The organism is Streptomyces sp. SP18BB07 (assembly GCF_036322545.1).
Taxonomy (GTDB): Bacteria; Actinomycetota; Actinomycetes; order Streptomycetales; family Streptomycetaceae; genus Streptomyces; species Streptomyces deccanensis.
The window spans coordinates 142412-167281 of sequence record NZ_JAQYWT010000333.1 but is presented as its reverse complement, the minus strand read 5'-3'; the positions used below and the strand labels follow the sequence as shown (position 1 = coordinate 167281).

Annotated in this window: 20 protein-coding genes; 18 read left to right on the top strand and 2 right to left on the bottom strand. The window is 71.0% G+C overall.

Annotation, left to right across the window (positions count from 1 at the left end):
* The first annotated feature begins 73 nt into the window (after positions 1–73).
* Both PUR53_RS26410 and PUR53_RS26405 read left to right on the top strand, forming a co-directional pair.
* Positions 74–1456 carry a nitrate/nitrite transporter gene (locus PUR53_RS26410; protein ID WP_329895303.1) on the top strand — a complete coding sequence of 461 codons (1383 nt, stop codon included), beginning with the start codon at positions 74–76 and terminating at the stop codon, positions 1454–1456.
* 242 nt (positions 1457–1698) lie between these two features.
* On the top strand, positions 1699–2880 hold the full coding sequence (locus tag PUR53_RS26405) for a uroporphyrinogen-III synthase (RefSeq protein ID WP_329895334.1): 1182 nt from the start codon (positions 1699–1701) through the stop codon (positions 2878–2880).
* Between the two features lie 168 nt (positions 2881–3048).
* Here PUR53_RS26405 and PUR53_RS26400 read toward each other — a convergent pair whose 3' ends face one another.
* Complete coding sequence (locus tag PUR53_RS26400; RefSeq protein WP_329909834.1) at positions 3049–3408, bottom strand: TIGR03668 family PPOX class F420-dependent oxidoreductase; 360 nt, start codon at positions 3406–3408, stop codon at positions 3049–3051.
* A gap of 138 nt (positions 3409–3546) precedes the next feature.
* On the opposite strand from PUR53_RS26400, the gene PUR53_RS26395 reads away from it, so the two are divergent.
* The 7 genes from PUR53_RS26395 to PUR53_RS26365 all read left to right on the top strand — a co-directional run bounded on the left by PUR53_RS26395 (position 3547) and on the right by PUR53_RS26365 (position 11636).
* Positions 3547–4335: an SDR family oxidoreductase gene (locus PUR53_RS26395; protein WP_329909833.1), complete on the top strand. Its 789-nt coding sequence runs from the start codon at positions 3547–3549 to the stop codon at positions 4333–4335.
* A gap of 220 nt (positions 4336–4555) precedes the next feature.
* Entirely contained in the window at positions 4556–5167 is a 612-nt protein-coding gene (locus PUR53_RS26390) for a CGNR zinc finger domain-containing protein (protein ID WP_329902407.1), read from the top strand.
* Positions 5168–5457: 290 nt separating this feature from the next.
* Complete coding sequence (locus tag PUR53_RS26385; RefSeq protein ID WP_013003188.1) at positions 5458–6033, top strand: sigma-70 family RNA polymerase sigma factor; 576 nt, start codon at positions 5458–5460, stop codon at positions 6031–6033.
* Positions 6034–6062: 29 nt separating this feature from the next.
* A complete protein-coding gene (locus tag PUR53_RS26380; protein WP_329902408.1) occupies positions 6063–6854 on the top strand; it encodes an anti-sigma factor family protein in 792 nt (263 codons plus the stop codon).
* A gap of 124 nt (positions 6855–6978) precedes the next feature.
* Positions 6979–9270, top strand: a complete 2292-nt coding sequence (locus tag PUR53_RS26375) for a HelD family protein (RefSeq protein ID WP_329902409.1) — start codon at positions 6979–6981, stop codon at positions 9268–9270.
* Positions 9271–9670: 400 nt separating this feature from the next.
* On the top strand, positions 9671–11083 hold the full coding sequence (locus tag PUR53_RS26370) for an NAD-dependent malic enzyme (RefSeq protein WP_329902410.1): 1413 nt from the start codon (positions 9671–9673) through the stop codon (positions 11081–11083).
* 271 nt (positions 11084–11354) lie between these two features.
* Entirely contained in the window at positions 11355–11636 is a 282-nt protein-coding gene (locus tag PUR53_RS26365) for an HU family DNA-binding protein (RefSeq protein ID WP_005486790.1), read from the top strand.
* Positions 11637–11749: 113 nt separating this feature from the next.
* Here the strand turns inward: PUR53_RS26365 and murA are convergent, their stop codons facing one another.
* A complete protein-coding gene (gene murA / locus PUR53_RS26360; protein ID WP_046915072.1) occupies positions 11750–13096 on the bottom strand; it encodes a UDP-N-acetylglucosamine 1-carboxyvinyltransferase in 1347 nt (448 codons plus the stop codon).
* 312 nt (positions 13097–13408) lie between these two features.
* On the opposite strand from murA, the gene PUR53_RS26355 reads away from it, so the two are divergent.
* From PUR53_RS26355 to PUR53_RS26315, 9 genes are all read left to right on the top strand, one after another.
* Positions 13409–13981 carry a YqgE/AlgH family protein gene (locus PUR53_RS26355; RefSeq protein WP_329902411.1) on the top strand — a complete coding sequence of 191 codons (573 nt, stop codon included), beginning with the start codon at positions 13409–13411 and terminating at the stop codon, positions 13979–13981.
* A 29-nt stretch (positions 13982–14010) separates the two neighbouring features.
* Positions 14011–14292 (top strand): DUF3039 domain-containing protein, encoded by a 282-nt coding sequence (locus PUR53_RS26350; protein WP_005486786.1) that lies wholly within the window; start codon positions 14011–14013, stop codon positions 14290–14292.
* A 227-nt stretch (positions 14293–14519) separates the two neighbouring features.
* Positions 14520–15821 (top strand): extracellular solute-binding protein, encoded by a 1302-nt coding sequence (locus PUR53_RS26345; RefSeq protein WP_329902412.1) that lies wholly within the window; start codon positions 14520–14522, stop codon positions 15819–15821.
* Positions 15799–16806 (top strand): carbohydrate ABC transporter permease, encoded by a 1008-nt coding sequence (locus PUR53_RS26340; protein ID WP_329909831.1) that lies wholly within the window; start codon positions 15799–15801, stop codon positions 16804–16806. Before PUR53_RS26345 ends, PUR53_RS26340 begins: the two co-directional genes overlap by 23 nt.
* Complete coding sequence (locus PUR53_RS26335) at positions 16803–17645, top strand: carbohydrate ABC transporter permease (protein WP_329902414.1); 843 nt, start codon at positions 16803–16805, stop codon at positions 17643–17645. Before PUR53_RS26340 ends, PUR53_RS26335 begins: the two co-directional genes overlap by 4 nt.
* A gap of 1 nt (position 17646) precedes the next feature.
* On the top strand, positions 17647–19317 hold the full coding sequence (locus PUR53_RS26330) for a beta-N-acetylhexosaminidase (protein WP_329909830.1): 1671 nt from the start codon (positions 17647–17649) through the stop codon (positions 19315–19317).
* A gap of 291 nt (positions 19318–19608) precedes the next feature.
* Positions 19609–20502 (top strand): FAD binding domain-containing protein, encoded by an 894-nt coding sequence (locus tag PUR53_RS26325; protein ID WP_329902416.1) that lies wholly within the window; start codon positions 19609–19611, stop codon positions 20500–20502.
* Complete coding sequence (locus tag PUR53_RS26320; RefSeq protein ID WP_329909829.1) at positions 20499–22508, top strand: 2Fe-2S iron-sulfur cluster-binding protein; 2010 nt, start codon at positions 20499–20501, stop codon at positions 22506–22508. The genes PUR53_RS26325 and PUR53_RS26320 overlap by 4 nt, the downstream gene beginning before the upstream one ends.
* Positions 22505–24820, top strand: a complete 2316-nt coding sequence (locus PUR53_RS26315) for a xanthine dehydrogenase family protein molybdopterin-binding subunit (protein WP_329909827.1) — start codon at positions 22505–22507, stop codon at positions 24818–24820. Before PUR53_RS26320 ends, PUR53_RS26315 begins: the two co-directional genes overlap by 4 nt.
* The last annotated feature ends 50 nt before the right edge of the window (positions 24821–24870 follow it).

The window sequence follows — 24870 nt, the reverse complement described above, 5'->3', positions numbered from 1 at the left end:
CTCCCTACCTTCGGGACTCATCACCCCTCATCACCGCATCGCGACACCGGAGCCCGGAGAACGTGGAGGCGTCATGACAGCCCCGAGCACTGCCCCCGCATCGAGCAGGGGAGGCCGCTGGATTCAGCACTGGGACCCTGAGAACGAAGCCTTCTGGAACGAGACCGGCGAGAAGGTCGCCCGGCGCAACCTCTTCTTCTCGGTGCTCTCGGAGCACATCGGCTTCTCCATCTGGACCGTCTGGTCGGTGATGGTGCTCTTCATGGGCCCCGAGTACGGGCTCACCCCGGCCGACAAGTTCTTCCTCGTCTCGATGGCCACGCTGGTCGGCGCCATCGTCCGCATCCCGTACACCTTCGCGGTGGCGATCTTCGGCGGACGCAACTGGACGGTCGTCTCCGCGAGCCTGCTGCTGATCCCGACCGTCGCGGCCTTCGTCGTGATGGAGCCGGGTACCTCGTTCAACACGTTCCTGATCTGCGCGATGCTCGCCGGTATCGGCGGCGGCAACTTCGCCTCCTCCATGACGAACATCAACGCCTTCTTCCCGCTGCGGAAGAAGGGCTGGGCGCTCGGTCTCAACGCGGGCGGCGGCAACATCGGTGTCCCGGTCGTGCAGCTCATCGGTCTCGCCGTCATCGGTGCCGCCGGCGGCCCCCGCGTCCTGCTCGGGATCTACATCCCCTTCATCGTCATCGCCGCGGTCCTCGCCGCCGTCTACATGGACAACATCGCGTCCGTGAAGAACGACACCGGTGCCGCGAAGGACGCCGTGAAGGAGGGCCACACCTGGATCATGTCCTTCCTCTACATCGGCACCTTCGGCTCCTTCATCGGCTACAGCTTCGCCTTCGGCCTCGTCCTGCAGACCCAGTTCGGCCGTACGCCCCTGGAGTCCGCGTACGTCACCTTCATCGGCCCGCTGCTCGGCTCGCTGATCCGGCCGGTGGGCGGCGCGCTCGCCGACAAGTACGGCGGCGCCAAGATCACCCTGTGGAACTACGTCGGCATGGCCGCCGCCACCGGGATCATCGTCATCGCCTCCATGCAGAAGTCGCTGCCGCTCTTCACCACCGCGTTCATCGTGCTCTTCGTCCTCAGCGGCCTGGGCAACGGCTCCACCTTCAAGATGATCCCGGGCATCTTCCAGGCCAAGGCCCTCGCCAAGGGGCTGGAGGGCGAGGAGGCCGCGGCCTACGGGCGCCGTCTCTCCGGTGCCTCCATGGGCATCATCGGCGCGGTGGGTGCCCTCGGCGGCCTCGGCATCAACCTGGCCTTCCGCCAGTCCTTCCTCACGGTCGGCTCCGGCACCGGCGCCTTCGTCACCTTCCTCGCCTTCTACGGCGTCTGCTTCGCGGTGACCTGGGCCGTATACCTTCGCCGCCCGGCTTCGAACGCCTCTGCGACGACGACGGCGACGGACTCGAAGCCGCAGCTCAGCTACGCCGAGGTGTGACATCGCCCATGCCGTGACACGTGTGACGTAACACCAGCGACATCAAGCCGAACCGAGCCTGTCACGCACCGTTGACAGGCTCGTTCGGCATGTGGGCGCGCCAATCGGTGTACCCGCACGCACAGAGCTTCGACTGAGTGCAACGACTCGACTGCGGGACGAGAGCCATGTACGACGAACAGCAGCGACCCGAGCGATCAGATCGAGCCGATCGACCAGACAGGACGGTTCTGATGGATCGGATGGACCGGACGGACCCGACGGACCGGAATGAAGGTACGGACCGGGCGGCGCGGACGGAACACGGACCGCTCGCCGGGTTCACCGTGGGTGTCACCGCCGCCCGCCGGGCCGACGAGCTCGGGGCACTGCTCCAGCGCCGCGGAGCCGCGGTCCTGCACGCCCCCGCCCTGCGCATCGTGCCGCTCTCCGACGACAGCGAACTGCTCGCCGCGACCAAAAACCTGCTCGACCAGGCACCCGACATCGTGGTCGCGACGACGGCCATCGGCTTCCGCGGCTGGATCGAGGCGGCGGACGGCTGGGGCCTGGGCGAAGCCCTGCTCGACCGGCTGCGGGGGGTCGAGGTCCTGGCACGTGGACCGAAGGTGAAGGGCGCGATCCGTGCCGCCGGTCTGACGGAGGAGTGGTCCCCCTCCTCCGAATCCATGGCCGAGGTACTCGACCGACTGCTGGAGCACGGAGTCGAGGGCCGCCGGGTCGCCGTCCAGCTGCACGGCGAACCGCTCCCCGGTTTCGTGGAGTCCCTGCGCGCCGGGGGAGCGGAGGTGGTCGGCGTCCCCGTCTACCGCTGGATGCCGCCCGAGGACATCACCCCCGTGGACCGCCTCCTCGACTCGGCGATCGGCCGCGGCGTCGACGCCCTCACCTTCACCAGCGCCCCGGCGGCGGCGTCCCTGCTCTCCCGAGCGGAGGACCGGGGCCTGCTCCCGGAGCTGCTCAACGCGCTGAACCACGACGTCCTGCCCGCCTGCGTGGGCCCGGTGACGGCGCTCCCCCTCCAGGCCCACGGCGTGGACACGGTCCAGCCCCAACGCTTCCGCCTCGGCCCCCTCGTCCAACTCCTCTGCCAGGAACTCCCCGGCCGCGCCCGCACGTTGCCCATCGCCGGCCACCACGTGGAGATCCGCGGCCACGCGGTCCTCGTCGACGGAGCCCTGCGCCCCGTCCCCCCGGCCGGCATGTCCCTCCTCCGCGCGCTCTGCCGCCGCCCCGGCTGGGTCGTCCCCCGCTCCGACCTCCTCCGCGCCCTCCCCGGCGCCGGCCGCGACGAACACGCCGTCGAGACGGCGATGGCCCGCCTCCGCACGGCCCTGGGCGCACCGAAACTGATCCAGACGGTGGTCAAGCGTGGCTACCGCCTGGCTTTGGACCCGGCGGCGGACGCGAAGTACGACGCGTAGGGGTTTGAGCCGCGGAGTTCGACTGCGGCCCGGTGGGGCTATTCGCGCAGTTCCCCGCGCCTCTGAAAGGCCTCCGGCCTTTCGTGCCGAAAAAGCAGGGGCGCAGCCCGCTTTTTCAGGGGCGCGGGGAACTGCGCGACCAGCCCTCACCGGACGGACGCCTGGGGGTCAAAGGGGCGCAGCCCCTTGAGGACGGGGCGGGCGCACCCCCCTTCGGGTCACGGCTGTGCGACTTGCACGGCGTTGCCCGGATCCACGGCCGTCGGCGCGAGCCCACCACAGTGTCGACCAGTCATCGGCGTAGTGGTCGACCAGGACCGTCACCGAGGGGTTCGCGCGGATGTTGCGCAGCCGCCGCAACTGCCATGTGCTCTTGGGCTTGTGATCCACCGCGAAATACAGGAGGCCGTCCCGGACGGCGAACGTCACCGGCACCGCGTGCGGTACCCCGCTGGCGTCGGCGGTCGCCAGCCGGGCGACGGGAGCTGCGGCGAAGCGCTCCCGGGCGACAAGCGGCGAGAGTCTCATGCGCTCACCGTTGAGACCCCGGAAGGGCTGGATGCATGGGCGCTAGACGTGAAGTACGAAGTAGTTGTCAAGGCATGTGGATCGGGCGGAAGGAATTGAGTTGCCATGCCCGCATCGCAGCCCGAATGCTTGCGCCTTGTGACGACCACTGGAGAGAAGCCGCCGTTCGATGCTGCCAGGCCGGTCGCGTTGGTGACCGGGGTCGGCCGGTCCGTCGGCATCGGCGCGGGCATCGCTCACCGGCTTGCCGAGGCGGGCTGGAACGTCGCCTTCACCTACTGGACGCCGTATGACGCCCGCATGGCCTGGGGCGCCGAGACCGGTGCCGCGGACACCATCGCCAAGGCGCTGGGCGAACGAGGCGCCGACGGGGTGGCCGTGGAGGCGGACCTCGCCGATCCGGAGGCGGCGGAGCGTGTCTTTGATGAGGTCGAGCGTCGCCTCGGCGGCATCACCGCCTTGGTGATGTGCCACTGCGAGTCGGTCGACTCGGGCCTGCTCGACACCACGCTGGAGAGCTTCGACCGTCACTTCGCGGTCAACGCGCGTGCCACCTGGCTGCTGATCCGGGAGTACGGCCGTCGCTTCCATGCGGCTCCGGGGACCGGGCGCGTCATCAGCCTCACCAGCGACCACACCGTCGGCAACCTGCCCTACGGAGCGAGCAAGGGCGCGCTCGACCGCATCACCCTGGCAGCCGCCCACGAACTCTCCCACCTCGGGATCACCGCCAACGTGATCAACCCGGGGCCGGTGGACACGGGTTGGATGTCCGACGACATCCGGGAGCACGTACTGCGTCGGACGCCGCTGGGGCGTCTGGGCAGCCCGCGGGACACCGCTGATCTCGTGGAGTTCCTGTGCTCACCGCAGGGCCAGTGGATCAACGGGCAGCTACTGAAGAGCAACGGCGGGTTCGCCAACTGATCGGCGACCCGACTGCGCGGCCTCCACGTGTTGGACCAGCACGCCGTTCTTGAACCTGGCGCTGGAGCGGACCAGGGCAACCGGGGGCGCACACTCACCGGGCGAACAATTCCGGCCGGACCCCACCGAGTTCCACCCCCGGGTGCGGCCAGGCCCCGACACGGGTACGTACCCCTGAGGCGCACCCCCGCCCGGTCGTCCCCAAGGCGGTGACAGGCACATGGCACACCCCCACCCCCCTCGCTTCGACTGCGGTCACCTCTGCCTGGACTTCCTCACCACCACCCACCCCGAGGAACAACTCGACTCCCCGACCGCCCTGCGCACCTGGATCACCGCCGCCCGCCTGGTCCCCGAGGGCACCCCCCTCGACCACATCACCCCGCACTGGCTGGTCGGCTTCAGAGAACTCCGCGCCCACATAGCCCAGTTGGTACGCACCACCCCGGACCGAACCCCGGACCGAACCCCCGACCGGACCCCGGACCGCGCCTTCGACATCTCCCTCGCGAGGGTCAACGACCTGGCCCGCGCGGCGACTCCGGCCCTCCGCGCCGTCCGCGCCACCGACGGCACCCTCACCCGCGCACTGGACCGCACCCCCGAGTGCGCCGCCCTGCTCGCCCTCCTCGCCCGCGACACCGTGGAGCTGCTCACGGATCCCGTCGCCTGCGCGAGCCTGCGCCAGTGCGCCGGCGACAACTGCCCCGTGGTGTACGTCGACACCTCCCGCGGCCGGCGCCGCCGCTGGTGCTCCAGCGAGATCTGCGGCAACCGCGAACGCGTGGCCCGCCACCGCCGCCGAGCCGACCTGGCCCGCTCCCGCGCGTAGTTGGGGCTGATATGCCCACCCGCCCTACCCAGTCCAGGAGTTGGGCAAACCCCGGGTAGCCGTAAAGAAGCAGCAGTGCTGTTTTTCACATCGCGGTGCGGGTGTCTTCACAATTCCCGTCCATGGGTGCCGGTTTAAGCCCGGATATGGCCGCACTTGTCCCTCACCTGCCTCATCTTTCCCGCGTTTAATCGAGAAAGTTGTGGCTCAACTCTGAACACACAACTGGTTACCTACGTATCCCGATGTGAGCGACCGACTGGGGGAACCCCCGGACACCGGAGGTAGCCGTGCGCAAGGATTCCGCTGTGGCCGATGAACGCCCGCACAGGGCCCGACATCGCGCATCACAGCCCTCAGAGCCAGACGAGGAGCTGATGCGCGCGCTGTACCGCGAGCACGCTGGACCCTTGCTCGCGTACGTGCTGCGTCTGGTCGCGGGCGACCGCCAGCGTGCCGAGGACGTTGTGCAGGAAACTCTCATCAGGGCCTGGAAGAACGCCGGTCAGCTCAATCGAGCGACCGGATCGGTACGCCCCTGGCTGGTGACGGTCGCACGCCGCATCGTCATCGACGGCCACCGCAGCCGGCAGGCCCGGCCGCAGGAGGTCGACCCGTCGCCGCTGGAGGTCATCCCCGCGGAGGACGAGATCGACAAGGCGTTGTGGCTGATGACACTGTCGGACGCGCTGGACGACCTGACCCCTGCCCACAGGGAGGTCCTGGTCGAGACCTATTTCAAAGGGCGTACGGTCAATGAGGCGGCCGAGACGCTTGGCATCCCCAGTGGCACCGTCCGCTCCCGGGTGTTCTACGCCCTGCGGTCGATGAAGCTGGCTCTAGAGGAGCGCGGGGTGACGGCATGAGCAACATCTACGGGGGGTATGGACCGGGAATGCCCGGATCTGTGCAAGGAGCCCAAGGTTCCGGCGACAACATCCACGAGACCGTCGGCGCGTACGCCCTCGGGATACTGGACGACGCCGAGGCCACACAGTTCGAGATGCATCTCGCCACGTGCGAGTGGTGCGGACAACAGCTCGACGAGCTGGCCGGTATGGAACCGATGCTGGCCGCGCTCGCGGACCTGCCCGCCGCCCAGGGCACGCCCGCGATCGGCGAGTCCCTGTCGGCGAAACCGTCCACCGGGCTCGCGGACCGACTGGTCGGCGAGGTCGTCCAGCACCGCGCGAAGAAGAGCCGACGGAACTTCTTCATGCTGGCGGCCGGTGTCGCCCTGATCGTCGGCGGCCCGACGGCGGTGTTCGCGACGACGGGCGGCGGGGACGACACCCCGGAGAACCGGACGGTGGTCGCCAGCCCGGCCAAGGATTCCTTCATGCACATGGCCGCCAAGGACAAGGTCTCGTCCACCGACGCGTCCACCCAGGTCACCGCCACGGTCGGCATGGAGTCCAAGGCCTGGGGCACCCACGCGGTCCTGGAGCTGAAGAACGTCAAGGGTCCGGAGAAGTGCTCGCTCATCGCCGTCGGCAAGAACGGCGAGCGTGAGACGGTCACCTCCTGGTCGGTCCCGAAGTGGGGCTACGGCATCAAGAACGCCGAGACCCAGCAGGCCCGCGACCCGCTCTACGTCCACGGAGGCGCCGCCTTCACCCCCGAGGAGATCGACCACTTCGAGGTCCTGACCTTCAGCGGCAAGAAGCTCGTCTCGGTCAAGGCGTAGCCCGTCGAGGCGAAACGCCACTCCTCGCGGCAGGCAGCGGACGGACCCCGGTCGGGCACATAGCCTGACGGGGTCCTTTTCGCGTACGGTGGACGGCTGCCCAGCACGTCAGAAGGGGGCCCGGGTGGCCGTCCAGCAGGAAACGCTCGACTCCGCTCACGACTCGGTGCGTGAGAAGGAGATCGGCGTCGAACAGGAACATCTGGACCGGGTCTACCGGCGCCTCGAGGAGAAGATCCACGAGGCCGAGTTCCTGATGAACGACGCGGCCAAGCGCGGTCAGGTGGGCACTCCCGGCGCACTCGCCGAGCGGGACGCCCAGGTCTTCCGGGCGGGCATCCACCTCAACCGGCTGAACAACGAGTTCGAGGACTTCCTCTTCGGCCGGATCGACCTGCTGCTCGGCAAGGACGGCAAGAAGGGCCCGGACGGCGCGTACACCGCCGTCGAACCGGCCGAGGGCGCGGTCCGCCCCGACAACACCGCCGACATCGCCGAGACCCTCCACATCGGCCGCATCGGCGTCCTGGACTCCGAGTACGCGCCGCTGGTCATCGACTGGCGGGCCCCGGCGGCCGCCCCCTTCTACCGCTCGACCCCGGTCGACCCCGGCCGGGTCGTCCGCCGCCGGGTCATCCGCTCCAAGGGCCGCAAGGTGCTCGGTGTCGAGGACGACCTGATGCGCCCCGAGCTGAAGGCCTCCCTCGACGGCCACGAGCTGGCCGTCATCGGCGACGGTGCCCTCATGGCCGCCCTCGGCCAGGCCCGCAGCCACACCATGCGCGACATCGTCGCCTCCATCCAGGCCGAACAGGACCTGGTGATCCGCGCCCCCGCCGCCTCCGTCACGTACGTCGAGGGCGGCCCCGGCACCGGCAAGACGGCCGTCGCCCTGCACCGCGCCGCCTACCTCCTCTACCAGGACCGCCGCCGGTACGCGGGCGGCATCCTGATCGTCTCCCCGACCCCGCTGCTCGTCGCCTACACCGAGGGCGTCCTGCCCTCCCTCGGCGAGGAGGGCCAGGTCGCCATCCGCGCGATCGGCTCACTCGTCGACGGCGCCGAGGCCACGCTGTACGACTCCCCGGCCGTGGCCCGCGCCAAGGGCTCCTACCGCATGCTCAAGGTGCTGCGGAAGGCCGCCCGGGGCGCCCTGGAGTCGAGCGACGCGCCCACCCGCCTCCGGGTCGTCGCCTTCGGCCGACGCCTCGAACTGGAGGCCTCCGACCTGGACCGTGTCCGCCGCAACGCGCTCAGCGGCACCGCCCCGGTCAACCTGCTGCGCCCCCGCGCGCGCAAGCTGCTGCTGGACGCCCTCTGGGACCGGTCGGGGGCGGCGGGCCGCCACACCGACCCGGAGCTGGCCGCCGAACTGCGTTCCTCCTTCGACGAGGACATCTCGAGCGAGGACGAGTTCATCGCCTTCCTCGACGCCTGGTGGCCCGAGCTGACCCCGCGTGGTGTGCTCACCGCGATGGCCGACGAGCGCCGCCTCGGCCGCTGGGCCCGCCGCATCCTCAACCCGGGTGAGGTCCGCCGTGTCGCCCGCTCCCTGAAGCGGGACGGCCTCTCGGTCCACGACATCGCCGTGCTCGACGAACTCCAGGCGATCCTCGGCCTCCCGGCCCGCCCCAGGAAGAGACGCGAACTCGACCCGCTGGACCAGCTCACGGGCCTGGAGGAACTGATGCCCGTACGCGAGGAGACCCAGCGGGAACGGGCCGAGCGGCTGGCGCAGGAGCGCACCGAGTACGCGCACGTCATCGTCGACGAGGCGCAGGACCTGACGCCGATGCAGTGGCGGATGGTGGGCCGCCGCGGCCGCCACGCCACCTGGACGGTCGTGGGCGACCCCGCCCAGTCCTCCTGGTCCGACCCCGACGAGGCGGCCGAGGCCCGCGACGAGGCCCTCGGCACCCGCCCGCGGCGCCGCTTCACCCTCACCGTCAACTACCGCAACCCGGCCGAGATCGCCGAACTGGCGGCGAAGGTACTGGCCCTGGCCATGCCGGGCTCCGAGTCCCCGTCGGCGGTCCGCTCCACCGGGGTGGAGCCCCGCTTCGTCACGGCCGCCCGCGACACCCTCGCCCGCACGGCCCGCGCGGAGGCCGCCCGGCTGCTGGACCTCGTCGACGGCACGGTGGGCGTGGTGGTCGCCATGAACCGCCGGGAGGAGGCCGCCCGCTGGCTGGCCGGCCTCGGCGACCGGGTGGTGGCCCTCGGCAGCCTGGAGGCGAAGGGTCTGGAGTACGACGCGACGGTGGTCGTCTCCCCGGCGGAGATCGCGGACGAGTCCCCGGCGGGACTGCGTGTGTTGTACGTCGCACTCACCCGGGCGACGCAGCAGCTGACGGTCGTCTCGGCGGACCGCGACGACCCGGACCCGAACGGAGTCCCCGACCTGTTGCGGGACTGAGCTGAGAAGCAGGGGCCGCAGCCCCTGCTTCTCAGGGGCGCGGGGAACTGCGCGAGCAACCACGAACCACCCGCACCCGCCGACGCACCGGCAACTCCCCGAACTCCGAGGCGCCTGTTAGCCTTGGGGGTGGCACCGGCTCGATCCAAGCCCCCGGGCCCAACCTTCGTCGCTACGAGCGACCACTTGCCGCGAGGCGAGCATGGCGGGTCGGTGCCACTGAACTGAAGAGGAACACCGAAGAGGTCCACGTCACCTGTGACGTGGACCTCTTCGCGTCGAGAACAAAACGTTCATAACTTCCCGCGGCTAACGCCTACCCGGCGGTAGGTGCGACGATCGGACGGCAAAACGCAGCAAACGCAGTAGCAGAAGTACGCGAAAGCAGAGGAAGTCGGCCATGGCAACGGCGCCCAGCGTCTCCTACTCGATGACGGTCCGGCTGGAGGTGCCCGCGAGCGGAACCGCGGTCTCCCAGCTCACCGGAGCCGTCGAGTCCCACGGAGGCTCGGTGACCGGCCTCGACGTGACCGCGTCCGGCCACGAGAAGCTCCGCATCGACGTCACCATCGCCGCCACCTCCACGGCGCACGCCGACGAGATCGTCGAGCAGCTGCGCCACATCGAGGGCGTGACGCTCGGCAAGGTCTCCGACCGTACGTTCCTGATGCACCTCGGCGGCAAGATCGAGATGGCGTCGAAGCACCCCATCCGCAACCGTGACGACCTCTCGATGATCTACACCCCGGGCGTGGCCCGCGTCTGCATGGCGATCGCCGAGAACCCCGAGGACGCCCGCCGCCTCACCATCAAGCGCAACTCCGTTGCGGTCGTGACGGACGGCTCCGCCGTGCTGGGCCTCGGCAACATCGGCCCGAAGGCCGCGCTGCCCGTCATGGAGGGCAAGGCGGCCCTCTTCAAGCGGTTCGCCGGCATCGACGCCTGGCCGATCTGCCTGGACACCCAGGACACCGACGCCATCGTCGAGATCGTCAAGGCCATCGCCCCCGGCTTCGCGGGCATCAACCTGGAGGACATCTCCGCGCCCCGCTGCTTCGAGATCGAGGCCCGGCTGCGCGAGGCCCTCGACATCCCCGTCTTCCACGACGACCAGCACGGCACCGCGATCGTCGTCCTCGCCGCCCTCACCAACGCACTTCGCGTCGCGGGCAAGGCGATCGGGGACATCCGCGTCGTCATGTCGGGCGCCGGCGCCGCCGGTACGGCCATCCTCAAGCTGCTCCTCGCCGCCGGTGTGAAGAACGCCGTCGTGGCCGACATCCACGGTGTCGTGCACTGCGACCGCGACGACCTGGTGGACGCCGCCTCCGACTCGCCGCTGCGCTGGATCGCCGACAACACCAACCCCGAGGGCCTCACGGGCACCCTCAAGGAGGCGGTGCGCGGCGCCGACGTGTTCATCGGCGTCTCCGCCCCGAACGTCCTCGACGGCGACGACGTGGCCGCCATGGCCGACGACGCCATTGTGTTCGCGCTCGCGAACCCCGACCCCGAGGTCGACCCCGCCGTCGCCCGCCAGACGGCGGCCGTCGTGGCCACCGGCCGCTCCGACTTCCCCAACCAGATCAACAACGTGCTGGTCTTCCCGGGTGTCTTCCGCGGTCTCCTCGACGCCCAGTCCAGGACCGTCAACACGGAGATGATGCTCGCCGCCGCGACCGCCCTCGCAAACGTCGTCACCGAGGACGAGCTGAACCCGAACTACATCATCCCCAGCGTCTTCAACGACAAGGTCGCGGGCGCGGTCGCCGGCGCCGTCCGCGAGGCCGCGAAGGCGGCGGCCTCGGCCTGAACCCCCGCTGTGACGGTGGCCACGGCCCCGCGCCGTCGGCGCGTCGCGGGGCCGGAGTGCTTGCGCCGCCCTTTAGTGTGGCGGCCAAGCTCAGGCCTGCCACGACTCCCCATGGGCGTTCGTGTGACTCCCAAGGGTGTTCGTGTGACTCCCCAGGGGTGCCGGATTGGCTTTCCCGCCGCAGGTGAGTGCAGGATGCGTTTCTGGGCGCGAGGGTCTGACGACGGACCCGGGTCCGCCTCAACGGCAAGAAGAACACGGGAGTAACAACATGAACCGCAGTGAGCTGGTGGCCGCGCTGGCCGACCGTGCCGAGGTGACCCGCAAGGACGCCGACGCCGTGCTGGCCGCGTTCGCCGAGGTCGTCGGCGACATCGTCGCCAAGGGCGACGAGAAGGTCACCATCCCCGGCTTCCTGACCTTCGAGCGCACCCACCGTGCCGCTCGCACCGCTCGCAACCCGCAGACCGGCGACCCGATCCAGATCCCCGCCGGCTACAGCGTGAAGGTCTCCGCGGGCAGCAAGCTCAAGGAAGCGGCGAAGGGCAAGTAGCCTTGCCGTCCGTCCTTCCGGGGATGGTGTGGCGCGCGTAGAACGCCTGATGGGGGCGGCACCTGGTCTTCCAGGTGCCGCCCCCATCGTCGTGCGTGGGGCCTGCCGTACCGCTAGCCGAGAGCCTTGCCCGGCAGTTCGACCTTCGCGCCGAGCTCCATGAGCTTCTCCATGAAGTTCTCGTAGCCGCGGTTGATCAGGTCGATGCCGTGGACCCGGGAGGTGCCCTGGGCCGCGAGGGCGGCGATGAGGTACGAGAAGCCGCCGCGCAGGTCGGGGATGACCAGGTCGGCGCCCTGGAGGCGGGTGGGGCCGGAGACGACGGCGGAGTGCAGGAAGTTGCGCTGGCCGAAGCGGCAGTTCGAGCCGCCGAGGCACTCGCGGTAGAGCTGGATGTGCGCGCCCATCTGGTTCAGCGCCGAGGTGAAGCCCAGCCGGGACTCGTAGACCGTCTCGTGGACGATCGAGAGGCCGGTGGCCTGCGTCAGGGCGACGACCAGGGGCTGCTGCCAGTCGGTCTGGAAGCCGGGGTGGACGTCCGTCTCCAGCGCGATCGACTTCAGCTGGCCGCCGGGGTGCCAGAAGCGGATGCCCTCGTCGTCGATCTCGAAGGCACCGCCCACCTTCCGGTAGGTGTTCAGGAACGTCATCATCGAGCGCTGCTGGGCGCCCCGAATGTAGATGTCGCCTTCGGTCGCCAGCGCGGCGGACGCCCAGGAGGCGGCCTCCAGGCGGTCCGGGAGCGCCTTGTGGTTGTAGCCGCCGAGCGAGTCCACACCGGTGATGCGGATCGTGCGGTCGGTGTCCATCGCGATGATGGCGCCCATCTTCTGCAGGACGCAGATCAGGTCCTCGATCTCGGGCTCGATCGCCGCGTTCGCGAGTTCCGTCACGCCCTCCGCGAGGACGGCGGTCAGCAGCACCTGCTCCGTGGCGCCCACGGACGGGTACGGCAGCTGGATCTTCGTGCCCCGCAGCCGTCGCGGCGCCTCCAGGTACTGGCCGTCCTCCCGCTTCTCGATCTTCGCGCCGAACTGCCGCAGCACCTCGAAGTGGAAGTCGATCGGCCGGCCGCCGATGTCGCAGCCGCCGAGACCGGGGATGAACGCGTGGCCGAGGCGGTGCAGGAGCGGGCCGCAGAAGAGGATCGGGATGCGCGACGAGCCCGCGTGGGCGTCGATGTCGGCGACGTTCGCGCTCTCCACGTTCGTCGGGTCCATCACCAGCTCGCCCGGCTCGTCGCCCGGGCGGACCGTTACGCCATGCAGCTGCAGCAGTCCGCGCACGACCCGTACGTCGCGGATGTCGGGGACGTTGCGCAGCCGGCTCGGACCGCTGCCGAGCAGCGCGGCGACCATGGCCTTGGGTACGAGGTTCTTCGCACCGCGGACACGGATCTCGCCACTGAGCGGGGTGCCGCCGTGTACAAGCAGTACGTCGTCAGAGCCGTTGACGGTCATGGATCTCGCGTTCCGTGGAGTTGGGCAGAGGCGTGTGCGGCGTGTGCGGACGGCCGACGGACCCGTGGTGCGGGGGCCGGCGCGGCGCGAGCCGGAGAGCTAGCGTAATCGCCGCCCACCCCCCTTCCGTAAGCCCAAGTGCTTCTCAGCCACGTCATGGATTCGCCACAACACGAACCGTTCACCACCGGCCACGCGGGGTCACCGTGACGGCCGCGCGCCCCGTCGGCTCCCTGCGCGCCGTGAGCTGCGCGCACACCGCTGCGCGCATTGGCTCCCCGTACCCGGGCGGGATGCGGGATCATGTCTGGCATGACCGAGGTGTCCTCGCTCACAGGGCGGCTGCTCGTGGCCACGCCCGCCCTGGCGGACCCGAACTTCGACCGCGCTGTCGTGCTGCTCCTCGACCACGACGAGAAGGGCTCGCTCGGCGTGGTCCTCAACCGGCCCACCCCGGTGGGCGTCGGCGACATCCTGGAGGGCTGGGCGGATCTCGCCGGCGAGCCCGGGGTCGTCTTCCAGGGCGGCCCGGTGCAACTGGACGCGGCGCTGGGGGTCGCGGTGATCCCCGGCGGCGGCTCCGTGGACCGGGCCCCGCTCGGGTGGCGGCGTGTGCACGGCGCGATCGGCCTGGTCGACCTGGAGGCCCCGCCGGAGCTGCTGGCGTCCGCGCTCGGCTCGCTGCGGATCTTCGCCGGGTACGCCGGCTGGGGGCCCGGCCAGTTGGAGGACGAACTGGCGGAGGGCGCCTGGTACGTCGTCGAGTCCGAACCGGGCGACGTCTCCTCCCCCTGCCCGGAACGCCTCTGGCGCGAGGTCCTGCGCCGCCAGCGCAACGAACTGGCGATGGTGGCCACCTACCCGGACGACCCTTCGCTCAACTGATGCGTGTGCGCTTCAGTACCCTTGGCGTCATGAGCACTCTTGAGCCCGAGCGCGGGACTGGTACGGGGACCCTCGTCGAGCCGACGCCGCAGACGTCGCACGGCGATGGTGACCACGAGCGCTTCGCCCACTATGTCCAGAAGGACAAGATCATGGCGAGCGCCCTCGACGGCACGCCCGTCGTGGCGTTGTGCGGCAAGGTGTGGGTCCCGGGCCGCGACCCGAAGAAGTACCCCGTGTGCCCCATGTGCAAGGAGATCTTCGAATCCCTCGGCGCGGGCGGCGACGACCAGGGCGACGGCAAGAAGTAGCCCAGGACGCGATCGGCTCGGGAGCGCCCGTGCGGCGGGTGCCCCCGGGCTTTGTCGTGCCCTTTGTGCTGAACCCCGTTGCAGGGAACGCTTCTTCCGATCACAAGGTGGTGGAGACCTCTTGTGGTCATGTTCATGTACTCCATAGCCTCCGGTGTGTTGTGTAGAGCAGAACGCCCGTTGCAGAGAATGCAACGCTCCGCTCCCCCCTCCGGAGGATTCGCTCGATGAAGCTCGCCGCCCGACTTGCCGCGCCCGTAGCGGCACTGGCCCTCGCCGGGCTGACCGCCTGCGCCCCCCAGACCTCCGACAACTCCTCCTCCGGGGAGGACGAGAAGACCGGCACCCTCCGCGTCTGGCTCTTCCAGGAGGTGAGCAACGAGCCGAAGCAGAAGGTCGTCGACAAGGTGGTCGCCGCCTTCGAGAAGGCGCACGACGGCGCGAAGGTCAAGGTCGAGTACATCCCCGTCGAGACCCGCGCCCAGCGCATCAAGGCCGCCTTCAACGACCCCAAGAGCGCCCCCGACGTCATCGAGTACGGCAACACGGACACCGCCGGCTATGTGAAGGACGGCGGACTCGCCGACATCACCGCGGACTTCAACTCCTGGTCCGAGGCCAAGGACTCCGACCCGACCGCCAAGACGTCCGTGACCGTCGAGGGGAAGGTCTACGGGGCGCCGTTCTTCGTGGGCGTGCGCGCCCTGTACTACCGCACCGACGTCTTCGAGCAACTCGGCCTCGAACCCCCGAAGACCCTGGACGAACTGGCCACCACCGCCAAGCGGATCCGCGCGGCCGAGCCCGACCTGTACGGGCTCGTCGTCGGCGGCGCCTACACCTACGGCGCCATGCCCTTCGTCTGGGCCAACGGCGGCGAGATAGCCGAGGGTAAGGGCGGCTCCTACGCCTCCACCATCGACAGCGCGGCCGCCCAGAAGGGCATCGAGGCCTACACCTCGCTCTTCGGCGACGACAACTGCCCCGCCGCCAAGTGCGCGAGCATGGGCGGCAACGACACGGTCACCGCGTTCGCCGCGGGCAAGGCGGGCATGGCGATCGGCGGTGACTTCAGCCACGCCGCCGTGGAGGCCGGCAAGGTCAAGGGCAAGTACGCGGTCGTACCGCTGCCGGGCGTGAAGCCCGGCTCGGTGGCCCCGGCGTTCGCGGGCGGCAACAACGTCGGCGTCCTGAAGAGCACCACGCACCGCACGCTCGCCGTCGACCTGATGAAGCGGCTGGCGTCCAAGGAGACCCAGGGCGAACTCTTCGACGCGATGGGCTTCCTGCCGACGTACACGGATGTGCGGGCCGAGGCGGCGAAGGAGGAGCCGTTCATCGAGCCGTTCGTGAAGACGCTGTCGTCCGGCACGAAGTTCGTGCCCGCCTCGCCGGCGTGGTCGCAGATCGACGCCTCGCTGGTGCTGCCGACGATGTTCCAGGAGGTCGTCAGCGGCAAGAAGGACGTGGCCGAGGCGTCCAAGGACGCGGCGAAGCAGATGAACGATGCGTTCGGCTCCGCTGGTTGAGCGGGGGGCGCCCAGTGGGGTGGGGGGTGCTGAGCGTGGGCGGCCTCGGGTGCGTCGTGGTTTCTCGCGCCCGCGCGGCGGTAGCCGCAAATTCAACACAGCCCCGCGCCCCTATAGGGGCGCCACCCCTTGGCTCTACCTCGCCCCCGCACTCGTCGTCCTCGGTGGGCTGCTCGTCTACCCGATCTACCAGCTCGGGCTGATATCGCTCTTCGAGTACACGCAGGCGCAGGTCAGTGGTGGGGAACCGGCCACTTTCCAGGGGGTCGGGAACTACGCCGAGTTGTTCGGTGACGCCGAGTTCTGGCGGGTGCTGCTGGCCACGGTCGTGTTCGCGGCGGCCTGCGTGGTGTCCACGCTCGCCGTCGGGTGCGCGCTCGCCGTGCTGCTGACACGAGTACGGGCCGTGCCGCGGCTCGCGCTGATGCTGGCGGCGCTCGGGGCGTGGGCGACCCCGGCGATCACCGGGTCCACGGTCTGGCTGCTGCTGTTCGACCCGGACTTCGGGCCGGTCAACCGGATCCTGGGACTGGGCGATCACTCCTGGACGTACGGGCGTTACAGCGCCTTCGTCCTCGTCCTGCTCGAAGTGGTCTGGTGTTCCTTCCCGTTCGTGATGGTGACCGTCTACGCCGGTATCCGTTCCGTGCCCTCCGAGGTGCTGGAGGCCGCGGCTCTGGACGGCGCCTCGCAGTGGCGGATCTGGCGGTCGGTCCTCGCGCCGATGCTCCGTCCGATCCTCGTCGTCGTCACCATTCAGTCGATCATCTGGGACTTCAAGGTCTTCACCCAGATCTATGTGATGACGGGCGGCGGCGGAATCGCGGGCCAGAACCTCGTACTGAACGTGTACGCCTATCAGAAGGCCTTCGCTTCCTCGCAGTACAGCCTCGGTTCGGCGATCGGCGTGGTGATGCTGGTGATTCTGCTGGTGATCACCCTGGTGTATTTGCGACTGCTGCGCAGACAGGGGGAGGAGCTGTGAATTCGCCGGGTTTCGTACGGCGGCCCTGGCGGCTCGCCGCGGAGGCGTCCGCCCTGGTCATCGCGGTCGTGGTGGCGTTCCCGCTCTACTGGATGGTGCTGAGTGCCGTCAAGCCGGCGGGGGAGATCGAGTCGTCCGAGCCCCGGCCGTGGACCCTCGCGCCGACCCTGGATTCCTTCCGCCGCGTCTTCGGGCAGCAGGAATTCGGCCGCTACTTCGCCAACAGCCTTGTCGTCGCCTGCACGGTGGTCGTCGCCTCCGCGCTCATCGCGTTTCTCGCCGCGACGGCGGTCACCCGATTCCGCTTCCGATTCCGGACCACCCTGCTGATCATGTTCCTGGTGGCCCAGATGGTTCCGGTGGAGGCGCTGACCATCCCGCTCTTCTTCCAACTGCGGGACTTCGGCCAACTCAACACCCTGGGCGCGCTGATCCTGCCGCACATCGCCTTCTCGCTGCCGTTCGCGATCTGGATGCTGAGGGGCTTCGTGAAGGCCGTACCCGAGGCGCTGGAGGAGGCCGCCCACCTCGACGGGGCGAGCCGTTCCCGCTTTCTCTGGCAGATCCTTTTCCCGCTCGTCTTCCCGGGGTTGGTGGCCACCAGCGTCTTCTCCTTCATCTCGGCCTGGAACGACTTCCTGTTCGCCAAGTCGTTCATCATCAGCGACACCTCCCAGTCGACCCTGCCGATGGCCCTCCTGGTCTTCTACAAGCCGGAGGATCCGGACTGGGGCGGCGTGATGGCGGCGTCGACGGTGATGACCGTCCCGGTGCTCGTCTTCTTCGTACTCGTACAGCGACGGCTGGTCTCCGGACTGGGCGGCGCGGTCAAGGACTGATGTGCGCGACCCCGATCTGATTCCGACGCCCCGCGCCGTCGACGCCACCGCCGGCGAAGTGCGGCTGACGGCGCGCTCCCGGCTCCACGCCTGCGACGGGACCGAGGGCGTCGGCCGCTGGCTGGGCACCGTCCTGCGGGACGCCACCGGCCTGCCGCTGCGCGAGGGACGCGAGCTCGACGACACGGAGGGAGACGGCATCGGGCTCCGACTCGACCCCGGACTCGGTCCCGAGGAGTACCGCCTGGTCAGCGATGCCTCCGGCGTCCTGGTCGAGGGCGGCGGCGCGGCCGGTGTCTTCTGGGGCGCCCAGACGCTGCGCCAACTCCTCGGCCCCGGGGCGTACCGCAGGGCCCCGATCGACGGCGACCGCGTCTGGACCGTGCCGTACGTCACCGTCGAGGACGGCCCCCGCTTCCGCTGGCGCGGCCTCATGCTCGACGTCGCCCGGCACTTCATGCCCAAGGACGGGGTCCTGCGCTATCTGGACCTGATGGCCGCGCACAAACTCAACGTCCTCCACCTGCACCTGACGGACGACCAGGGCTGGCGGGTCGAGATCAGGAGGTACCCCCGGCTGACCGAGGTCGGCTCCTGGCGGGCGCGTACGAAATCCGGCCACCGCGCCTCGCCCCTGTGGGAGGAGAAGCCGCACGGGGGTCACTACACCCAGGACGACCTCCGCGAGATCGTCGCCTACGCGGCGGAGCGGCACATCACCGTGGTCCCCGAGATCGACGTCCCGGGACACAGTCAGGCCGCCATCGCCGCCTACCCGGAGCTCGGCAACACCGATGTCGTCGACACGGCCTCCCTCGGCGTCTGGGACACCTGGGGCATCAACAAGAACGTGCTCGCCCCCACCGACCACACCCTGCGCTTCTACGAGGGGGTGTTCGAGGAGGTCCTGGAGCTGTTTCCGGCCGATGCCGCCCCGTTCTCGGCGTTCGTGCACATCGGTGGCGACGAGTGCCCCAAGGACCAGTGGCGGGAGTCGGCCGCTGCGCAGGCCCGGATGCGGGAGCTGGGGCTCGCGGACGAGGACGCGCTCCAGTCCTGGTTCGTCCGGCACTTCGGCAACTGGCTGAGTGCGCGCGGGCGTCGCCTGATCGGATGGGACGAGATCCTGGAGGGCGGGGACGGGGCGACGGGATTCGGCCTGGCGCCGGGGGCCGCCGTGTCGTCCTGGCGGGGGTACGCGGGCGGGATCGCGGCGGCGCGCGCCGGCCACGACGTGGTCATGTGCCCCGAGCAGCAGGTGTATCTGGACCACCGTCAGGACGGCGGCCCCGACGAGCCGGTGCCCATCGGCTACGTGCGCACCCTGGAGGACGTCTTCCGGTTCGAGCCGGTTCCCCCGGAGTTGACGCGCGACGAGGCGCGGCATGTGCTCGGCGCCCAGGCCAATGTGTGGACCGAGGTGATGGAGGACCAGGGGCGCGTGGACTACCAGACGTTCCCGCGCCTGGCGGCCTTCGCCGAGGTGGCCTGGAGCCGGCTGCCGGCCCCCGCCGAGCGTGACTTCGGCGACTTCGAGCGGCGGATGACGGTCCACTACGCGCGCCTTGACGCCCTGGGGGTCGGTTATCGGCCGCCTTCGGGCCCGCGTCCGTGGCAACGGCGACCCGGTGTGCTCGGACGTCCGATCGAGGGGGCGCCCCCGAACGTGTGAGGAGGCGGCCAAGACGTAGGACCGAAAGCGCGTGCCCTGCGACGGTGGCCGCACGGGGGAACGAGTGAGACAAGAGGTGCGAGAGTCGGCCGAAGGAGCCAACGCGCACCTATGGGTGATGTCGCACCAAAACGGACCATCTCTCGGGTGACGTGGGCGAATGCCTCCTAGCGGACCCCCGCGTTCGGGCCTCGCGAGAATGTGCCAGAGTTGCCACGTCCGCCCTGTCAGCACGTACCGTACGGCAACACAGGCGGGGACCAGGTGGGGCAGCGGGAAGGGGCAGCCGGTTTGACCACGCACGCACCGCAGGCGGCGCAGGCCGTGACCCTGCCCGGCTCGCTGGACGAGGCCGTGGCGGCCCTCGCCGCCATGCCCTGGGCGGTTCCGGTGGCGGGCGGCACGGACCTCATGGCCGCGGTCAACTCCGGGCAGCTCAGGCCCGCCGCGCTGGTCGGCCTCGGCCGGATCAGCGAGATCCGCGGCTGGCAGTACCAGGACGGGCATGCCCTCCTGGGGGCGGGACTGACGCACGCCCGGATGGGGCGCCCGGATTTCGCGGCGCTCATTCCGGCGCTCGCCGCGGCGGCGCGCGCCGCCGGACCACCGCAGATCCGCAACGCCGGCACCCTCGGTGGCAACATCGCGACGGCCGCCCCCACCGGGGACGCGCTGCCCGTGCTCGCCGCCCTGGAGGCCACGCTGATCATCGCGGGCCCGGGCGGGGCCCGCCGTGAGATGCCCGTCTCGCACCTGCTGGCCGGCATGGAGATGCTGCGCCCCGGTGAACTCATCGGCTTCGTGCGCGTGCCGCTGCTGCACGCCCCCCAGGTCTTCCTGAAGGCCACCGGGCGCACCGGTCCCGGCCGCGCGGTCGCCTCCGTCGCCCTTGTCCTCGACCCCGCCCGGCGCGGGGTGCGGTGCGCCGTCGGAGCCATAGCGCCGATGCCGCTGCGCCCGCTGGACGCCGAGGCGTGGGTCGGTCAGCTGATCGACTGGGACGGCGAGCGCACCCTCGTGCCCGAGGCGCTCCAGGCCTTCGGCGAGTACGTCGCCGCCGCCTGCATCCCGGACCCGGCCCCCGAGGTCGACGGTTCCGTACCACCGCTTCCGCCCGCCGTACTGCACCTGCGGCGCACCGTCGCCGCGCTGGCCCGACGAGCACTGGGGAGGGCACTGTCGTGACCGACGACCAGCACGGAGAGGGCACCCCGCAGCAGGGGGGCCAGGGCGGCTGGGAGCGGCTGCCGCAGGGCGACTACGACGACGGCGCCACCACGTTCGTCCAGCTCCCCGAGGGGGGCATCGACGCGCTGCTCGCCGCCGACAGCCCGCTGGCCGCGCCCGGCCACGGCTATGTGCCGCCGCAGATAGCGACGAACTCCATCAACCCCGCCCAGCTGGGGCAGGTCGGTGACACGGCCCACACCGCCGGTACCGACCCGTCCGTGCCGGGCACCTGGGCGATGCCGGCCGGGGGTGCCGAATGGCACGACCCGAACGCCGGGCAGCCGTCGCCGCCGACGCAGCACGGGTTCACGTACAACCCCGGCTCGACCGGGCAGTGGACCTTCGAGGAGCCGGCCGCGCCGGAAGGCACCGCTCCCGGTCACGATGTGACCGGCGAGTGGTCGATTCCGGTCGCCGGTGGTGATCTTCCGGACGAATCCGGTGAGTTCAGTACGTCGGCTCTGGTCGAGCAGTGGGGCGGGACCCCGCCCGCCACGCTCCCCGGCGGCGCTTCCGCGCCCTGGGCGACGGAGGAGATCGGCACGGCCTGGACCGCGCCGCCGCCCCCCGCCCGGCCCGACGAGCACCCGGCCGACGAGCACCCCGACGACGGGCGCACGGCGGACGGGCGCACGGTCGAGGAGCGCCAGGCCGAGGGCCGCGCGGCGGCGGAGAGCACGCCGGGTACCGCCCCGGACGCCTCCGGGGAGGCCTCCGCGGCCTCTGGGGACGCGTACGCCGGTCGGGCTCCCGAGCCCGCAGGGGAGGCCCCGGAAGCCGCCCAGGAGCCCGCTGAGCCGGTCGGCGCGGCCGATCCGGACACCCAGGGCCCGGAGCGGACCGGGGAGCCGGAGACGGCCACCGACGCACCCGGGTTCGGGAAGCCCGCCGAGGCCGCCGACTCCGTCGAGCCCTCCGGGGCCGAGGGCGACCCGGCGGCGGCCGAGGAACCCGCCCCCACCCCGCCCCCGCACGACGACCACCCCCTCGCCTCCTACGTCCTGCGCGTCAACGGCACCGAGCGGCCCGTCAGCGACGCCTGGATCGGTGAGTCGCTGCTCTACGTGCTGCGTGAGCGGCTCGGCCTCGCCGGCGCCAAGGACGGCTGCTCGCAGGGCGAGTGCGGCGCCTGCAACGTGCAGGTCGACGGCCGGCTCGTGGCGTCCTGCCTGGTGCCCGGGGTCACCGCCGCCGGCAGCGAGGTACGCACCGTCGAGGGCCTCGCCGCCGACGGGCAGCCCTCGGACGTGCAGCGGGCGCTCGCCAAGTGCGGTGCCGTGCAGTGCGGTTTCTGCGTGCCCGGCATGGCGATGACCGTGCACGACCTCCTGGAGGGCAACCCCGCCCCCACCGACCTGGAGACCCGCCAGGCGCTCTGCGGCAACCTCTGCCGCTGCTCCGGCTACCGGGGTGTCCTCGCGGCCGTCCGTGACGTCGTCGCCGAGCGCGAGGCGCACGCGGCCGCCGAGAACGAGGCCGCCGCGGACACCGACGAGGCACGCATCCCGCACCAGGCGGGCCCCGGCGCGGGCGGCGTCAACCCGGCGGCGTACAACGCCCAGCAGGCGCCCCCACCGGCCCCGCACGACCCCGACCGGTCCTACGGCGGCCAGGGGCTGTCCTTCACCGGCCCGGACGACTCGTACGGCGGCCAGGGGCAGTCCTTCGGTGGTCAGGACCAGACGTTCGGGCAGGACCAGTCGTACGGCGGTCAGGACCAGTCGCTCGGCGGCCAGGACCAGACGTTCGGCGGCCAGGATCAGACGTTCGGCGGCCAGGACCAGTCCTTCGGTGGGCAGGACCAGTCGTTCGGTGGTCCGGGCGACACCTACGGCGGTCAGGGGCAGTCCTTCGCCGGGCAGGGAGACACGTACGGCGGCCAGGGCCAGTCATTCGGCGGCCAGGACGACTCGTACGGCGGTCAGGGCCGGTCGTTCGGCCAGGACGGAGGCCAGGCGTGAGCAACGAAACCGTCATCGCGACGCCCGCGGGCCCCGGCGAGACCGCACCCGCTCCCGAGCAACTGCCGCACGGCCTGGGCGTGTCCCTGCCGTCGGCCGACTCCCGGACCAAGTCGGAGGGCACCTTCCCGTACGCGGCCGACCTGTGGGCCGAGGGCCTGCTGTGGGCCGCCGTACTCCGCTCGCCGCACCCGCACGCGCGCATCGTGTCCATCGACACGTCCCACGCGCGCGAAATGCCCGGCGTACGGGCCGTCATCACGCACGAGGACGTCCCGGGCGTCGCCCTGCACGGCCGCGGCAAGGCCGACCGGCCCCTGTTCGCCTCCGAGGTCGTACGCCACCACGGCGAGCCCATCGCGGCCGTGGCCGCCGACCACCCCGACACCGCGCGGATGGCCGCCGCCGCCGTCATCGTCGAGTACGAGGTGCTCGACCCGGTGATCGACCCGGAGCAGGCCTTCGAGGCCGAACCCCTGCACCCCGACGGCAACCTCATCCGCCACATCCCGCTGCGTCACGGCGACCCGAACGCGGCCGGCGAGATCGTCGTCGAGGGCCAGTACCGCATCGGCCGCGCGGACCCGGCCCCCATCGGCGCCGAGGCCGGCCTCGCCGTGCCCCGCCCCGACGGCGGTGTCGAGCTGTACGTGGCCTCCACCGACCCGCACACCGACCGCGACGCGGCGGCCGCCTGCTACGGCCTGGCCCCCGACCGCGTCAAGATCGTCGTCACCGGCGTCCCCGGTGCCACCGCCGACCGCGAGGACCAGGGCTTCCAGCTCCCGCTCGGCCTGCTGGCCCTGAAGACCGGCTGCCCGGTCAAGCTGACGGCCACCCGCGAGGAGTCCTTCCTCGGCCACGCCCACCGCCACCCCACCCTCCTGCGCTACCGCCACCACGCGGATGCCGACGGCAAGCTGATCAAGGTCGAGGCGCAGATCCTGCTCGACGCGGGCGCGTACGCCGACACCTCCTCGGAGGCGCTGGCCGCCGCCGTCTCGTTCGCCTGCGGCCCCTACGTCATCCCCAACGCCTTCATCGAGGGCTGGGCGGTCCGCACCAACAACCCGCCCTCCGGCCATGTGCGCGGCGAGGGCGCCATGCAGGTGTGCGCCGCCTACGAGGCGCAGATGGACAAGCTCGCGAAGAAGCTGGGCATCGACCCGGCGGAACTGCGGATGCGCAACGTGATGTCCACGGGCGACGTGCTGCCGACGGGCCAGTCCGTGACCTGCCCGGCACCGGTCGCCGAACTCCTCCAGGCCGTCCAGGAGTTCCCGCTGCCCGCCCTGCCCAAGGACACCCCCGAGGACGAGTGGCTGCTGCCCGGCGGCCCCGAGGGCGCGGGCGAGCCGGGCGCGGTCCGCCGGGGCGTCGGCTACGGCCTCGGCATGGTCCACATGCTCGGCGCCGAGGGCGCGGACGAGGTCTCCACGGCCACCGTGAAGGTCCACGACGGCATCGCGACCGTCCTGTGCGCGGCCGTCGACACCGGCCAGGGCTTCTCCACCCTCGCCCGGCAGATCGTCCAGGAGACCCTGGGCATCGACGAGGTCCACATCGCGCAGGTCGACACCGACCAGCCTCCGGCGGGCCCCAGCTGCCGGGGCCGCCACACGTGGGTCTCGGGCGGCGCGGTGGAGCGCGCGGCGAAAATGGTCCGCACCCAACTCCTCCAGCCCCTCGCCCACAAGTTCGGCATGTCCACGGAACTGCTGCAGATCACCGACGGCAAGATCACGTCGTACGACGGTGTCCTGTCGACCACGGTCGCGGAGGCGCTGGACGGCAAGGAACTCTGGGCCACGGCCCAGTGCCGCCCGCACCCGACCGAGCCGCTGGACGAGGCCGGCCAGGGAGACGCGTTCGTGGGCCTGGCGTTCTGCGCGATCCGGGCCGTGGTGGACGTCGACATCGAACTCGGCTCCGTACGGGTCGTGGAGCTGGCCGTCGCCCAGGACGTGGGCCGGATCCTCAACCCGGACCAGCTCACCGCGCGGATCGAGGCGGGCGTCACCCAGGGCGTGGGCATCGCGCTGACCGAGAACCTGCGCACCCCCCGGGGCCTGGTCCGCCACCCCGACCTGACCGGCTACGCCCTGCCCACCGCCCTCGACGCCCCCGACATCCGGCTCGTCAAGCTGGTGGAGGAACGGGACGTCGTCGCCCCCTTCGGCGCGAAGGCGGCCAGCGCGGTGCCGGTGGTCACCTCCCCGGCGGCCATCGCGGCGGCGGTACGGGCGGCCACGGGCCGCCCCGTGAACCGTCTGCCGATCCGCCCGCAGGCGGCGGTGGTGACGGGGGCGTAGGGCCGGGGGAGGCGGCTGGCCCTCCAGGACCATCGGCCCGCCTCCGGCAC

What these genes read in the sequence shown, in the direction of transcription:
- PUR53_RS26410 (WP_329895303.1), top strand. Translation starts at nt 74, where the DNA reads ATGACAGCCCCGAGCACTGCCCCCGCATCGAGCAGGGGAGGCCGCTGG.
- PUR53_RS26405 (WP_329895334.1), top strand. Translation starts at nt 1,699, where the DNA reads ATGGACCGGACGGACCCGACGGACCGGAATGAAGGTACGGACCGGGCG.
- PUR53_RS26400 (WP_329909834.1), bottom strand. Translation starts at nt 3,408, where the DNA reads ATGAGACTCTCGCCGCTTGTCGCCCGGGAGCGCTTCGCCGCAGCTCCC.
- PUR53_RS26390 (WP_329902407.1), top strand. Translation starts at nt 4,556, where the DNA reads ATGGCACACCCCCACCCCCCTCGCTTCGACTGCGGTCACCTCTGCCTG.
- PUR53_RS26380 (WP_329902408.1), top strand. Translation starts at nt 6,063, where the DNA reads ATGCCCGGATCTGTGCAAGGAGCCCAAGGTTCCGGCGACAACATCCAC.
- PUR53_RS26370 (WP_329902410.1), top strand. Translation starts at nt 9,671, where the DNA reads ATGGCAACGGCGCCCAGCGTCTCCTACTCGATGACGGTCCGGCTGGAG.
- PUR53_RS26365 (WP_005486790.1), top strand. Translation starts at nt 11,355, where the DNA reads ATGAACCGCAGTGAGCTGGTGGCCGCGCTGGCCGACCGTGCCGAGGTG.
- murA (WP_046915072.1), bottom strand. Translation starts at nt 13,096, where the DNA reads ATGACCGTCAACGGCTCTGACGACGTACTGCTTGTACACGGCGGCACC.
- PUR53_RS26355 (WP_329902411.1), top strand. Translation starts at nt 13,409, where the DNA reads ATGACCGAGGTGTCCTCGCTCACAGGGCGGCTGCTCGTGGCCACGCCC.
- PUR53_RS26350 (WP_005486786.1), top strand. Translation starts at nt 14,011, where the DNA reads ATGAGCACTCTTGAGCCCGAGCGCGGGACTGGTACGGGGACCCTCGTC.
- PUR53_RS26345 (WP_329902412.1), top strand. Translation starts at nt 14,520, where the DNA reads ATGAAGCTCGCCGCCCGACTTGCCGCGCCCGTAGCGGCACTGGCCCTC.
- PUR53_RS26340 (WP_329909831.1), top strand. Translation starts at nt 15,799, where the DNA reads ATGCGTTCGGCTCCGCTGGTTGAGCGGGGGGCGCCCAGTGGGGTGGGG.